The organism is uncultured Dokdonia sp. (assembly GCF_937910895.1).
Lineage (GTDB): Bacteria > Bacteroidota > Bacteroidia > Flavobacteriales > Flavobacteriaceae > Dokdonia.
Map to the genome: position 1 here is coordinate 90,574 of NZ_CALEMI010000040.1, position 13,946 is coordinate 104,519.

The 13,946-nt window shown below is 34.6% G+C and carries 15 protein-coding genes; 4 read left to right on the forward strand and 11 right to left on the reverse strand.

Translation table 11 applies throughout. From position 1 onward, the window contains the following. Nucleotides 1–106 precede the first annotated feature (106 nt). The gene (locus tag Q0505_RS04720) at nucleotides 107–1,522 is read left to right on the forward strand and encodes an acyl-CoA thioester hydrolase/BAAT C-terminal domain-containing protein (protein ID WP_299209547.1); all 1,416 of its coding nucleotides are present in this window, start codon (nucleotides 107–109) and stop codon (nucleotides 1,520–1,522) included. 10 nt (nucleotides 1,523–1,532) lie between these two features. Further along, nucleotides 1,533–2,768 (forward strand): ABC transporter permease, encoded by a 1,236-nt coding sequence (locus Q0505_RS04725; protein ID WP_299209550.1) that lies wholly within the window; start codon nucleotides 1,533–1,535, stop codon nucleotides 2,766–2,768. Between the two features lie 9 nt (nucleotides 2,769–2,777). Here the strand turns inward: Q0505_RS04725 and Q0505_RS04730 are convergent, their stop codons facing one another. The 4 genes from Q0505_RS04730 to rpsF all read right to left on the reverse strand — a co-directional run bounded on the left by Q0505_RS04730 (nucleotide 2,778) and on the right by rpsF (nucleotide 4,490). Further along, complete coding sequence (locus tag Q0505_RS04730) at nucleotides 2,778–3,257, reverse strand: DUF6495 family protein (protein ID WP_299209553.1); 480 nt, start codon at nucleotides 3,255–3,257, stop codon at nucleotides 2,778–2,780. 129 nt (nucleotides 3,258–3,386) lie between these two features. Then, nucleotides 3,387–3,836 carry a 50S ribosomal protein L9 gene (gene rplI, locus Q0505_RS04735; RefSeq protein WP_299209556.1) on the reverse strand — a complete coding sequence of 150 codons (450 nt, stop codon included), beginning with the start codon at nucleotides 3,834–3,836 and terminating at the stop codon, nucleotides 3,387–3,389. A gap of 13 nt (nucleotides 3,837–3,849) precedes the next feature. Further along, the gene (gene rpsR, locus Q0505_RS04740) at nucleotides 3,850–4,149 is read right to left on the reverse strand and encodes a 30S ribosomal protein S18 (RefSeq protein WP_299209559.1); all 300 of its coding nucleotides are present in this window, start codon (nucleotides 4,147–4,149) and stop codon (nucleotides 3,850–3,852) included. 2 nt (nucleotides 4,150–4,151) lie between these two features. Further along, complete coding sequence (gene rpsF, locus Q0505_RS04745) at nucleotides 4,152–4,490, reverse strand: 30S ribosomal protein S6 (protein WP_299209561.1); 339 nt, start codon at nucleotides 4,488–4,490, stop codon at nucleotides 4,152–4,154. Nucleotides 4,491–4,777: 287 nt separating this feature from the next. On the opposite strand from rpsF, the gene Q0505_RS04750 reads away from it, so the two are divergent. After that, nucleotides 4,778–5,479: a LytTR family DNA-binding domain-containing protein gene (locus Q0505_RS04750; protein ID WP_089373490.1), complete on the forward strand. Its 702-nt coding sequence runs from the start codon at nucleotides 4,778–4,780 to the stop codon at nucleotides 5,477–5,479. 305 nt (nucleotides 5,480–5,784) lie between these two features. Here the strand turns inward: Q0505_RS04750 and priA are convergent, their stop codons facing one another. From priA to nadC, 7 genes are all read right to left on the reverse strand, one after another. Then, nucleotides 5,785–8,238 carry a primosomal protein N' gene (gene priA, locus Q0505_RS04755; RefSeq protein WP_299209569.1) on the reverse strand — a complete coding sequence of 818 codons (2,454 nt, stop codon included), beginning with the start codon at nucleotides 8,236–8,238 and terminating at the stop codon, nucleotides 5,785–5,787. 166 nt (nucleotides 8,239–8,404) lie between these two features. Continuing rightward, nucleotides 8,405–8,947, reverse strand: a complete 543-nt coding sequence (locus tag Q0505_RS04760) for a tail fiber protein (RefSeq protein ID WP_299209572.1) — start codon at nucleotides 8,945–8,947, stop codon at nucleotides 8,405–8,407. A gap of 47 nt (nucleotides 8,948–8,994) precedes the next feature. Beyond that, complete coding sequence (locus Q0505_RS04765) at nucleotides 8,995–9,537, reverse strand: tail fiber protein (protein ID WP_299209575.1); 543 nt, start codon at nucleotides 9,535–9,537, stop codon at nucleotides 8,995–8,997. A gap of 149 nt (nucleotides 9,538–9,686) precedes the next feature. Beyond that, nucleotides 9,687–10,124 carry a DUF2147 domain-containing protein gene (locus Q0505_RS04770; RefSeq protein WP_299209578.1) on the reverse strand — a complete coding sequence of 146 codons (438 nt, stop codon included), beginning with the start codon at nucleotides 10,122–10,124 and terminating at the stop codon, nucleotides 9,687–9,689. A gap of 81 nt (nucleotides 10,125–10,205) precedes the next feature. Continuing rightward, the gene (locus Q0505_RS04775) at nucleotides 10,206–10,769 is read right to left on the reverse strand and encodes a chalcone isomerase family protein (RefSeq protein WP_299209580.1); all 564 of its coding nucleotides are present in this window, start codon (nucleotides 10,767–10,769) and stop codon (nucleotides 10,206–10,208) included. A gap of 7 nt (nucleotides 10,770–10,776) precedes the next feature. After that, nucleotides 10,777–11,709 carry a YihY/virulence factor BrkB family protein gene (locus Q0505_RS04780; RefSeq protein ID WP_299209582.1) on the reverse strand — a complete coding sequence of 311 codons (933 nt, stop codon included), beginning with the start codon at nucleotides 11,707–11,709 and terminating at the stop codon, nucleotides 10,777–10,779. Next, on the reverse strand, nucleotides 11,709–12,569 hold the full coding sequence (gene nadC / locus Q0505_RS04785) for a carboxylating nicotinate-nucleotide diphosphorylase (RefSeq protein ID WP_299209584.1): 861 nt from the start codon (nucleotides 12,567–12,569) through the stop codon (nucleotides 11,709–11,711). Before nadC ends, Q0505_RS04780 begins: the two co-directional genes overlap by 1 nt. 278 nt (nucleotides 12,570–12,847) lie before the next feature. Here nadC and rlmH point away from each other — a divergent pair, with 278 nt between their 5' ends. Continuing rightward, nucleotides 12,848–13,321, forward strand: coding sequence for a 23S rRNA (pseudouridine(1915)-N(3))-methyltransferase RlmH (gene rlmH, locus Q0505_RS04790; RefSeq protein WP_299209587.1), 474 nt, complete (start codon nucleotides 12,848–12,850; stop codon nucleotides 13,319–13,321). Nucleotides 13,322–13,946 lie beyond the last annotated feature (625 nt).

Sequence of the window (13,946 nt, forward strand, 5' to 3'; positions counted from 1 at the left end):
TGCAAATATCTTAAAAATTGAGGGTATGAAATAATTAATTGGAAAGTTTGGTAACTTTTTTACAAGTCGATAGTCTTATCACAAACAACTATCAAAATTTGTATAGATGAAAAGAGTATTATTTGTTGTTTTAGTAAGCTTAATCAATCTCATTTCTTATGGTCAAAATGCGACGGGAGATTGGTATGGAAATTTAGAAGTACAGCCTGGCATGGTGCTTCCGCTGGTGTTTCATATCACCGAAGCAGATGGCACATATAGTGGCACTTTAGATAGTCCAGACCAAAAAGCATTTGGAATTCCAATCACAACCGTCACCTACACAGATGCAAATCTACAGGTAGAAATTACAAATATGGGCGTTAAGTACACTGGTACTGTAAAAAGTGATACTCTAGTTGAAGGTACTTTTACGCAAGGTCCACTTACTATCCCGTTACAACTCACACGTGAAGCAATAGCTGTAGAAGCACCAAATAGACCTCAAGAGCCTCAAGCTCCTTTTCCTTATACTGTACAAGAAGTTACCTTTGAAAATAAAGCGGCCAATGCTATTTTTTCAGGAACAATCACGCTTCCTAAAGTTGTTTTTAAAGGAAAAAAGAAATTACCTGCCGTTATTTTAATTTCTGGTTCTGGTCCCCAGGATCGTAATGAAGAATTATTAGGTCATAAACCTTTTCTTGTGATTGCGGACTATTTGACGCGAAATGGTATTGCTGTACTGCGATATGATGATAGAGGAACTGCAAAATCTACAGGAAAATTTACAGGAGCGACCAGCGCTGATTTTGCGACAGATGCACAAGCTGCTTTTGATTTTCTAAAAACCCATCCCGATATAGATGCTTCAAAAATAGGATTTGCAGGCCATAGTGAAGGTGGATTGATCGCTCCTATGGTTGCAGCAACCAATAAAGAAGTAGCGTTTATTGCACTTATCGCTGGTGTAGGACAACCAGGCGATGAGTTACTTATGGATCAAGGATACTTAATTGGTAAAGCACAAGGGCTTGATGACGAGATGCTACGTAAAAATCGTATTGCTCAAGAGACCATGTTTAACATCGTCAAAGAAAATTATGGGGATACTGAAAAAATCAAAACAGCACTTACCGCATATTTAGAAAACGCATTAGATCAGAATCCTGAAATGATTCCAGAAGGATCTACCAAGGAGAATCTTATGAAGAGAGAAATAAATACACTTGTATCTGATTGGTTTCAGTATCTCATCATTACGGATCCAAGACCTACCTTAGAAAAGGTAACCTGTCCCGTGTTGGCAATTAACGGATCATTAGATTTGCAGGTGCCTTCAAAGAAAAACCTTGATAATATTGAAGAATCTGTTAAAAAAGGTGGAAATACAGATGTCACTATTGTAGAATTCCCTAATTTGAACCATCTCTTTCAAACAACCACTACTGGTAGTCCTTCTGAGTATGCACTACTAGAAGAAACATTTTCTCCAGATGCTTTGAAGGTACTTAGTGATTGGATTATAAAAAAGACTAAATAAACAACCCATTATGTTTTCACTCTTTAGAGAAAATCTTCGTATTGCATCTGATAGTATTAAAAGTCAACTACTCAGAACTATCCTAACGGTTCTCATTATTGCCATAGGTATCACAGCACTTGTGGGTATTCTCACTTTTCTAAAAGCTTTTGAAAACACACTTACTAACGATTTTGCATCTATAGGGAGTAATACAATGACGATACAACGGTATGAGTTTACAAATCAACGTAGAGGGGAACGTAAGATCATCAATCCTGTGATTGGCTATCGCGATGTAAAAGAGTTCACCGAATCCTTCTCATATCCTACAGCACAGACAGCTGTTTCCTTTACAGGAACCCGTACTGCAGAAGTAAAATATGAAAATGATAAAACAGATCCTGAAGTTACTGTTCTTGGGGTGAATGAAAATTTCTTGCAAAATTCGGGTCTTAAATTAGACAAAGGACGCAACTTTACTCCATTTGATATCAGCAATAATACTAGAGTCTGTGTACTGGGAAGTGATTTTTATAAAAATCTTTTTAAAGATGATAATCCTATTGGAAAAACGATTAGTATACGGGGTACCAAATTTAATGTGATTGCCATCCTTGAAGAAAAAGGATCTACGTTTGGGAATAATCAAGATTTACGAGTTCTTATCCCTATACAGGTAGCACGCACTATGTTTACACAACCTAGTATTAATTATAGCGTAAGTATCATGGTAGATGATCCAGAATATCTAGATAGTGCAGAAGAAGAAGCGATACTTACCTTTAGAAATATACGTAAGCTATCCCCTGTGCAGCCCAACAATTTTGGAATAGGACGTAGTGATGACCTTGTCAATCAAATTGCGGAAATTACTGGATTTTTAAGTGTTGCAGCTTGGGCAATTAGTTTGATTACTATTTTTGGTTCTTGTATCGCACTCGTCAATATTATGTTGGTATCTGTAACAGAACGTACACGTGAAATAGGGGTTAGAAAAGCTTTAGGCGCAAAAAGATCTACCATCGCTTTTCAATTTTTATATGAAGCTATTATTGTAGGACAGTATGGCGGTTTATTGGGAATTGCCCTAGGTGTAGGTATAGGCGCTTTGATTGCTAAGTTATCAGGATTTGTTTTTACAATCCCGTGGAGTGCTATTCTTGCAGCCACGACAATTACCTTTTTTATAGCGATTATATCTGGTTTATTTCCTGCACTTAAAGCAGCAAAACTTGATCCTATTGAGTCGTTGAGGTATGAGTAATAAATAAAATTACTCCTTAATATCTACAAAACGAGAAAACCAAGTATACAAATCTCCTTTAGTAATGACAGCACCTTCTTGGATTAATTTAAATTTATCTGCATTTGGTTGATCACTATAATCCTTACTTGCACTCATAAACACAACTACATCATCTGCTAAGTTTTGTTGCAACCATTGATATCCTTCTTTTGTTGTGATATCGATATCTTCTTTATTAATCTTAACAGCGATCAACGTCATTTTATCTTCTCTTAAGTTAAAAAGATGCATTTGATTGGGAGAAATATGTTCTAGATACTTTGCCTTTGTCAATACATTTTCCCAAACAAGATCAGAAAAGATATCAATCTCTTCTTCGGCGACGTGAGGTTTAGTGATTTTGATTTCTTGCCATTCATCTGCAGTAATGGACTGTGTTGCTAAAAAATTAATGAACTCTTGGTGAAGTTCTTCTAGTTGTTCTTTGGTAAGTCGAGCGTATTGCATGCTATACTTTTTATTTCTGAGTACGCTTTCGCGAAAGCATACAATTTATTCTAATAAACGATGACACTTATGTCTATAAAAAAACCGCTTTCATTGGCTGAAAGCGGTTTTAAAATTATGTATTTCCAATTATGCTTCGGCAATTACGTCAAATGCAAATGGTACAACAACATCTCTATGAAAACGAATAGATGCTTCATAGCTCCCTAAACGTTTGATGTTATTACCAGGAATTGTTATAAATTTTCTCTCAATAGAAACACCAGCTTTTTCTAAAGCGTTTGCTAGGTCTGCATTGTTTACAGATCCAAAAAGCTTATCTCCATCTCCAGTTTTAGAACTAATCTTAATTTCTAAATCTTTCAATTTATCTGCTTCTTTTTGAGCTTCATCAATAACTTTTTGATCTTTATAAGCTCTCTGCTTTAAGTTCTCTGCGAGTACTTTTCTAGCAGATGGTGTAGCAAGTACTGCTGCGCCTTGTGGAATAAGGAAGTTTCTTCCATATCCATTTTTCACACTTACGATATCGTCTGCAAATCCTAGATTCTCAACGTCTCTTTTTAATATAAGTTCCATGAATGTCTAGTTTTTATTTGTATAAGTCAGTCACATAAGGCATAAGAGCCAAGTGGCGTGCGCGTTTTACAGCGACACTAACTTTACGTTGATATTTTAATGATGTTCCTGTAAGACGACGTGGTAACAATTTACCTTGCTCATTTACAAAAGACAATAACCAATCTGCATCTTTATAATCAATGTATTTAATACCTGATTTTTTAAAACGACAGTATTTTTTTGCCTTATTCGTCTCAATATTTAAAGGCGTGAGATATCTGATATCTCCGTCTTTTTTTCCTTTTGCTTGTTGTTCGATAGAAGATGCCATAATTACGCTTGTTTTTTGTTTCTAGCTACTCTCTTTTCTGCCCAAGCAACTGCGTGCTTGTCTAACTTAACAGTAAGATAACGCATTACACGCTCATCTCTACGGAATGTAAGTTCGTATTCAGAGATTGCCTCTCCTGGTACGGTAAATTCAAATAAGTGATAGAAACCACTTTTTTTGTTTTGGATAGGATAAGCAAGCTTTTTAAGCCCCCAGTCCTCTTTGTTAACCATCTTAGCACCCTTGCCTTTAAGAAAATCTTCGTACTTCTTAACTGTTTCCTTTATCTGCTCATCAGATAAAACGGGATTCAAGATGAAAACAGTTTCATAATGATTCATATACGTATGAGTTTAATTTAAAAATGTGTGCAAAATTAAGTATAGTTATTGGTTTAGCAAAGCATATATTAACAAATATGAAGATTAATTAACTATTTTTAGTTAACACGCCATAAAAGCTGATATAACCATCAGAATTTTAAATTATTATACGTCTATACACCTCGTTATTGCAAACACAAAGAGTCGATAAAAAACATAAAAATCCGACGAAATTCACTTTTTAATTGGTGTTTCCTTTTTTTTTGAGTATTATTGTATCACTTAACCTATTTAAATTAAAGACTGTGGAAGGAGTAATTCTAGATTGCGCTGTTGTTGACGACTCGAGTCTACAACGCCTTGCGATCGTAAAAATGATCAGTGATCACCCTAATTTACGACTCGTAGCCGAATACAATAATGCCATAGAGACAAAAAATGGTTTGCTTGAAACAAAAGTAGATCTTATTTTTCTTGATATCGAAATGCCTATTTTATCTGGATTTGACTTGCTTGATGACCTTATCCACAAGCCTCAAATTATATTTGTTACTGGTAAAACAAAGTATGCTTACAAAGCATTTAATTATAATGCCATTGATTATTTACGTAAACCTATCACAAAAGATAGATTTACAAATGCAGTTTATAAAGCTATAAGCTTATATAAACTAAAAACAGAAGGTGCTGTAGATGATGACGATTACATCTTTGTAAAGAGTAATCTAAAGAAGAAAAAAGTAATGCTTAATGAGTTAAAATACATAACCGCATTAGGTGATTACGTAAAACTTGTTACAGTCCACGACCCTATTGTAGTTCTTGCTACTATGAAATCCTTTGTAGCGCAATTACCGCCAGAGCGTTTTATGCGTATTCATAAATCGTACATTATCAACATTGATAAAGTAGATAAATACAACAGTAGAAATATAGAGATTGATGGGGAAAAAATACCGTTAAGCCGTCACAAGAAAACTGAATTAATTGAAGCATTATCTGCTTAAATCAATTCTATAATATATCATAAAAAATCCACTCACATCGAGTGGATTTTTTTATACGCTATATTTCCAAAACACTTTTCCAGAGGAATTATTTTTTTATATGCTTTCGCGAAAGCGAACAACAGCATCTAGGATTCAATATAAAACGAATCTTAATAAAAGGTATTACAACCCAAATCAAGACCTGAATCCTAATAATCTAGCCAAGGGTAGAGGTATTAAACCATAGATTCCACTGAAAAAGAGAGATTAGTTCAACTAACTATTTTGTATGGGGCTTTAAGACTTTATAAAACAGTTTTTTACTAATAACAATCTACATCTATAATAAGACGCACACTTCGATATTGCGGTATGGCTTTAAAACTTGTTTGCACTCTACCTATAAGTCCTTTGATTTGTGTTAGGTTTTGTTTTCTATTAATTTTAATGAGCACATTACGGCGGTATTGATTGCGTATACGTGCTACAGGAGGTGTTTCTGGCCCTAAAACAGCATCTGCTCCTAATACTTGACGCAAGGCTTTTGCCGTCCAAATACTAGCCTCTTCTATCTTTTGATAATCGCGATGTTTTAAAGTAACACGAATCAATCTATAAAAAGGAGGGTATTTAAAATTACGTCGTTCCTCCAATTGCTCTTCATACATAGCATCAAATTTATTGGCAGAAACTTGTTGTAAAATTTGATGATATGGATTGTAGGTCTGTACTAATACTTTTCCTTGTTTTTCTGTTCGACCTGCCCTACCTGAAACTTGTGCGATCAATTGGTAACTTCGTTCATGCGCTCTAAAATCTGGAAAATTCAGCATACTATCTGCATTCAGAATTCCCACTAAGGTGACGTTTCTAAAATCAAGCCCTTTGGTCAGCATTTGTGTTCCTACAAGGATATCGATCTCCTCCTGTTCAAAAGCAGTAATTATTTTTTCAAACCCATACTTTCCCCTTGTTGTATCAGAATCCATACGGGCAATTTTATGCTCTGGATATAGTTCTTTAAGCTCTACCTCTATTTGCTCTGTACCAAAGCCTTTGGTGGTTAATTCTGCGCTTCCACATGCCATACATTTTAATTGCATCGCAATGTGATGACCACAGTAATGACATCGCAATTGATTTCTATATTTATGGTAGGTAAGGCTTACATCACAATTAGGACATTGTGGAGCGTGTCCACAAGTTTTACATTCCAACACAGGAGAAAACCCTCTCCTATTCTGAAACAAAATAACTTGCTCTCCTAAAGCAAGTGCATCTGTGATTGCCCTTAATAAGATATCACTAAAATGTCCTGTCATTTCTCTCTTGCGTTGCTTTTCTTTTATATCCACAAGATTGATTTCAGGCATCAAAATATCACCATACCGATGTCCTAAATACACAGATCCATATTTTCCTTGTCTGGCATTATAAACCGTTTCTATACTAGGTGTGGCCGACCCAAGTATCACTTTTGCCTGAAACATATATCCTAATACAATAGCAGTATCTCTAGCGTGGTATCGTGGTGCTGGATCGTATTGTTTAAAACTACTCTCGTGTTCCTCATCTACAACAATTAATTCTATGTCGTGAAATGGAAGTAACATCGCACTACGAGCACCGATAATGATTTGTGCTTTTAATGCATGATGTAGTACATTATTCCATACTTCTACACGTTCATGCACAGAGTATTTGGAATGAAAAACAGCTACTTTTTCTCCAAAGTAATTTTGTAATCGTCCTATTAATTGCGTGGTTAATGCAATTTCTGGGAGTAAGTATAGAACTTGTTTCCCTGTATGTAATAACTCTTCAATTAAGGATACGTATATTTCTGTTTTACCCGAGGCAGTAACCCCATGAAGTAAACATACATTATGGATTTCAAAGCTTTCTTTTATTTGAGAGAGCGCCGTAGTTTGATGGATATTTAATGTTTTTGTGGTATTAATTTCCCCTTCAAATTCTATGCGATCTTTTCGTTTTTGGTAGGTTTCAAATACTCCTTTTTCGATGAGTGCTTTCAACTGTGAAGACGATGCATTTGCCGCTTTTTGTAATGCTATTGTAGTGATGGGTTTATTGGTTTTCGCTTTAAGCGAAAAAAAAGAAAGTAAGAGTTCGCGCTGTTTTGGAGCTCTTGATAAGGTATCGAGCAACTCATTAAAGGCAGCTTCTTCCTTATACTCGGCATGTAATTGAACAAATGTGACAAGTTTAGGTTTGTATCGCTCGTACACCTCTTCTTGAACAGATATGGCGCCTTTATCTAACAATTTTTTGATGGTAGGCAATACTTTACGTTTGCCTAAAATATCCATCACTTCTTGTATCTTGATAACAGATTGATGTTGAAGGGCTTCATAAATTAAGAACTCGTCATCTTGCAAATCTTCATCCTGAAGCTGTACACTAGGCTCCAAACTAATAATAGTCTCGCTCTCCAATAAAAAGGCACTAGGAAGAGAGGCTCTCATGACTTCACCTTCTGTACACATATAATACGAAGCCATCCAAGACCATAACTCAAATTGCTTTTGAGTGACGATAGGCGTCTCGTCAAGAATGTGTTCTATTTCTTTGGCTTCATATAATGTAGGTGGTTGTGCATGTATTTTTTTAACTAATGCGGCATAGACTTTTGATTTTCCAAAAGGAACTGCTACCCGCATTCCTGGTTGCAAAAATACTGCTTCGGCTTCTGTAATACTATACGTAAAAGCTTTTTCTACAGGTATTGGGAGTATGACGTCTATAAAGTATGGCATCCAATCTTAAAATATAGACGAAAATACAAAGTAAGTCAGATGATCTCATCGAATCTGAATGAGATTTATAAACAAAGTTTAAGATGTTACTAAAAACAAAAGGAAGCTACCCAAAAGTCGCTTCCCTTATACATATTCAATTCTATTGATTGAATTACTATTATTCTTAGTTTCTACTTGGGAATACTCCTTGTAGTGCTATGATATAATGTACTCCTAAAAATGGTTGTAAGTTGCTGTATGGCTGTTGTCCTCCATTCATTCCTATCGTAGTTGCTGTTGTTACTGCACTATCACTTAATTTACTTCCAGCTGCTGCGGCTGAGCTATATACCTGTCCAGTACCTAAAAAATTTCCGTCTGGCTCATCTTCATTATTATTATCCCCTACGTTTACCGTTGTTGCAGAAGTAGCTGTATGATTATGAGAAGGTAAGTTGCTGATAGTAAGGTGAATTTGTTCTTGTCCTCCTCTTTGTCCTAAACGATAAGTACTTAGTCCAGGTCCGTTCCCTGGATGAATGGCTGCTCTACCTCTTAAATCTGGTAATGCAAATGTTGTTCTACCATCCCCTCCATAGGTAGTTCCTAATATAGAAAATAGTGCTGAGTACTGACTTATAGCTAATAATTGTCCATCGCAATACGCCCAAGATCTTGGTGCGAAGTTACCTGCGAATAATTTAATTTCTCCTAAAAATGGATCCATAATATATTGTTTTTTGTGTGTTGTTAGTAAATTGGTTGAATTGTATATTAATTTCTAGATGGATATACTCCAAATAGTGCTATAATATAATTGGCGGTACCGAAAGGCTCAACAATTGAGAACCCTTGACCACTACCCGTATTTGACATCGTGTTAGCAGTTGTTACAGCGGCTCCACTAAGCGTGCTTCCAGCAGCTGCTGCTGAACTAAATATTTGGCCAGTACCTACAAAGTTCCCGTCAGGCTCATCCTCATTATTATTATCTCCTACATGTCCAGTAGTATCACTTGCTGCAATGTGATTGTGCGTAGGCATTGTAGCAATAGTAAGAACTTCTTGTTCTTTTCCTCCTTGCTCTCCTAGTCTATATGTAGATAGTCCGGGGCCGTGTCCAGGGTGAATAGGAACTCTCCCTCTTAAATCGGGTAATGCAAAAGTAGTTCTGCCATCTCCACCATAGGTAGTTCCTAAGATAGAAAACAAGGCCGTATTTGAAGATATAGCCAATAACTGCCCATCACAGAACGCCCATTGCCTTGGTGCAAAATTACCTCCAAACATAACGATTTCGCCAATAAATGGATTCATAATTGTGTGTGTTTTAGTGTTAGTTAATAAATATTTTCATTGTCAATTTAGTAAAAAAAAATTACTAATTTTCAAATCTAATACTTATACACAAAAAAAACCCACGTATTTCTACGGGGTTTTTCACTGAAATAATTATTTTACTAGTACTATTCTACGCGAATCCAGTCTTGAGTTCTGTAAAAGATCGCAACATACCCTCGTAAATGTAAAATAGATGGATCTTTTTTATCTAGCCAAATCTTGGCGGTATATTTCTTTCCTTTTTCTGGGTCAAAAACAGTTCCACCAGAATATTCTCCATCATCTTCTTCTAGATTTTTGATAATCTCTAGTCCAATAATAGGAGTATTCTTTTCTTCTCCTTCACATTTATCACAGATTTCGTTTTGATGATCTGGATCTGTGATAGCAACTACCTTCCCAAAAACTTTATCTCCTTTCTTATAAATCTCTACCGTAGATTTTGCCTCTCCGGTTTCATCATCTACTGTTTTCCATTTTCCAAAAATAGTTCCTTCTTGCGCAAAACCTTGCATAGCGAGCGTAAGGAATAAGATATATACTACAGTCTGTCTAATCTTCATCAGTTTCAAAAATTACAAATTTTGCAAAAAATAACGGTAGACTTTATTTAAGCCTACCGATTTATTATCTAAAAACAAAAGTTAATCAATTCCTAACATGCCTTCTTTAAGATCGTCGTCTGCTGGGTCTTCTCCTAACCAAATTCCAAATAATGCTTTCTTAAAGTCCAATCCTTCAATGACACCTACTTTAGTCCCATTCTTATAGACTACAGTTCCTTGTCCTTTGATATAAGCAATATCAAACACGTTGGTCTTTACAATTTCTTCACTAAAAAAACTTTTAAATTTCTCTATTCGGTCTGCTAATGGAGCAATATTATCATCTGTAGATGCTTCAAATCCATCATCTACAGCGCTTTTCATTTTCTTACTAGAAACAAGTTTAGAAACTATATCTAGTTTCATAGCCATTGTCTCATCTGCATTGATAATGCGTTTTGCATCACTACTTTTAGTTTGAAGATATAATCCTCCTGCATAGAGATCAAATACTACTTTCTCTCTCATTCCTGCACCATTAAGTATAAGGTTTGTACCTTCGATAGTCATTTGATTAGGAAGTGTTGCATCTCCTACTTTCGTTTGCGCGTTTGCAAATCCAATACTAAAAACAGCCACTAAGGCTAACATAAAATTTCTCATAATTTATTTATTGAGGGTTTTGATTCATTTTTAATTTTTGTAACACTGCGTTTAATTCAAATCCTAGTAATAGTAAGTTTGAATTAAGCCAAATATATAACATCATGATTAAAAGAGCACCTATAGAGCCATACAACTCATTATAATTGGAAAAATTATCAATATAAATACCAAATAGGTAGGTTGTAAGCATAAAAAGCACAGTTGTCATCAATGCTCCTGGAGAGAAAAATTTACTAGTCCTTCCTTCTTTTGTTCCAAAATAATATAATGTTGCCACGACTGTATATATCATACTAACAAAAAAAACATAACTTCCTATAGAGACTAAAGTAACATCAGTGCGATCACTCATCATATTTCTATCTCTTAACATGTGTAGTACATATTCAAAATATATTAATACCGTTACCATGGTTACCAACAACAATGCCAAAACAATAGCAACGCCCAATGCAACGGAATATTGTCTTAAAAAACCTCGATTGATATGTACATTAAAAGACCCTTCAAAACCACTGAAGATAGCATTAACACCATTGGTCATTAAGATTAAGGCAAATATAGCTCCAAAAGATAATAAACCTGTTCTTGGATTTTGCGAGATATCATCAAACACAGGTTCAAAAAACACCAATGATTGTCTCGGTATAACATCATGAATAAATACCATAAATTTATCCTGAAATTCAGCGATAGGAACAAGAGGAATAAGATTTAATAAAAACAGTAAGGCTGGAAATATTGCCATAAAAAAACTATATGCTATAGATCCTGCTCTCGAAGTTAATGTGCCCCTAAAAATACCTATTACATACGCTTCTATAAGATGAAATAATGTCATCCCTTCAAAACCAGGCAGTACAATTCTATTAAGAATACCTACAAGGTATTTATAAGGTGTAAAATGCTTTAATCTTTCTCCTAGCTTTTTTGACATTATACAGCTTTCAAACTTAAATCTAGATTATATACAGAGTGCGTCAGTGCTCCGCTAGAAATATAATCTACACCACACAAAGCATATTCTCGTATGGTTTCTTCATTAATTCCTCCTGACGATTCTGTAAGACATAAATCACCAATACGTCGTACTGCTTCTTTGGTATCTTCATAATTAAAATTATCTATAAGGATCCGATACACATCTGTATGGCTTTGCAAAATCTCATCAATTTCTTCTAAATTACGTGCTTCTACAATAATTTTTAAATCACGATTGGTTTTTTTGAGATAGGCAACTGTTTTCTGGATCGCTTGTGTAATACCTCCTGCAAAGTCAATATGATTATCTTTAAGCATAATCATATCATACAGTGCAAATCGATGATTTTCTCCACCTCCTATTTTTACGGCCCATTTTTCCAGTGCACGTATACCAGGTGTGGTTTTACGAGTATCTAAGATCTGTGTTTTAGTACCATCTAATAAGTTGACAAAAAAAGCAGTCTTTGTGGCAATAGCACTCATACGCTGCATGGCATTAAGCACAAGGCGTTCTGCTTTCAAAATAGATTGTGAAGGACCAGAAACATAAAATGCGATATCACCATAAGCTACACGACTTCCATCTGGGATACGCTCTTCTATTTGTAGTAAAGGATCTACATAGGCAAATACCGCTTTCGCGAAAGCTACCCCAGCAAGAATCCCTTTATCTTTTACTAATAATTTTGCCTTCCCCATAGCTGTTGCTGGAATACAGGCTAACGAACTATGATCCCCATCACCTACATCTTCCCGTATGGCATTGACAATGATACCTTTTACCTCTTGATCAAATTGCGCTTGAGAAATCATATATCCTTAGTTTATGTAAAAATAAGCAAAGCCTTACAAATACCGAATACGAAATACGAAATACGAAATACGAAATACGAAACTTATAAAAACTATTCTTAATAAAGTAAAATATAAAATACTTTTAACTCATCAATTCATAGATGCTTTGCTTATAGACAAAAGAAAAGGAATAAAAGATCGCTTTGTCTAAAAAACACATTCATAAAATTCCTCAACCCCTCAACAGATTGCCAAAAACTAATTACTTTCATAACAAGAATTAGTATTTTCACAGAATGAATATCAAATTGCTTTGTATAGGAAAAACAGATGATAAGCGTTTACTAGCGCTTATCGAAGAATATAGCAAACGCTTGAATCATTATATCAAATTTTCTCTGGAGGTGATCCCTGATATTAAGAATACTAAAAACCTCAGCGAATCCCAACAAAAAGAAAAAGAAGGACAGCTTATTCTTTCCAAGGTAGGTTCACAAGATCATTTGATTATTTTGGATGAAAACGGAAAAGAAATGAATAGTGTTGGCTTTTCCCGATACTTACAAAAAAAAATGAATGGGGGTTATAAAACGCTTGTTCTTGTCATAGGAGGACCTTATGGTTTTTCTGAAACGGTTTACAAAGCCTCCCAAGGTAAAATTGCTTTGTCAAAAATGACGTTTAGTCACCAGATGGTGCGTCTTTTTATTACTGAGCAGTTATATAGAGGTTTTACCATCTTAAAGGGCGAACCGTATCATCATCAATAACTAATAACCTAATGATATTGTCTATTCATTCTTCTCTATATTTAGGGTAGCTGTTATTTAAAAATGTAGTTTTCTGTACATTTTTAAATAAATTTTCTGTTATCTAAATTCTCCAAAGGGAGAACCGTATCATCATCAATAATTATAGGAGTATAAAATCCGATACAGCAGGTTTTTAACTGATGGATACTGGGTGTCGGATGCTACAGGTTTTATTTGGATATTGAGTGTTTGGTGTTGAACATTGAGAATTGAACGTTTAAAAAACAACCGCATTAATTAATTTTAAGTAGTAAGTAACCTACAATGAGAAATCATATAGTCGAAAGAAAAGCAATCTTTTCTAAAAATAGAGTCACCTTTTAAAATAGAGTATTACTCTAATTTTTAAAATGTTGAAATCAAAGATTTAATAGTAGAAAATGGAGCATCCAAATCTGGCTTTATAAATAAAAAAAAAATAAAATTATTTATGAATGGTGCTAAAATATTTATGTTTACAATAGCAAATATTCCAAAAAATATTGAGAAACTTTTAAAACTTTCAAAAATAAAAAAAAAAGATATAAAAATATTTTTTTTCCATCAAGGAAGTAAAGTCATTTTAGATAGTTTAAAAAACTCA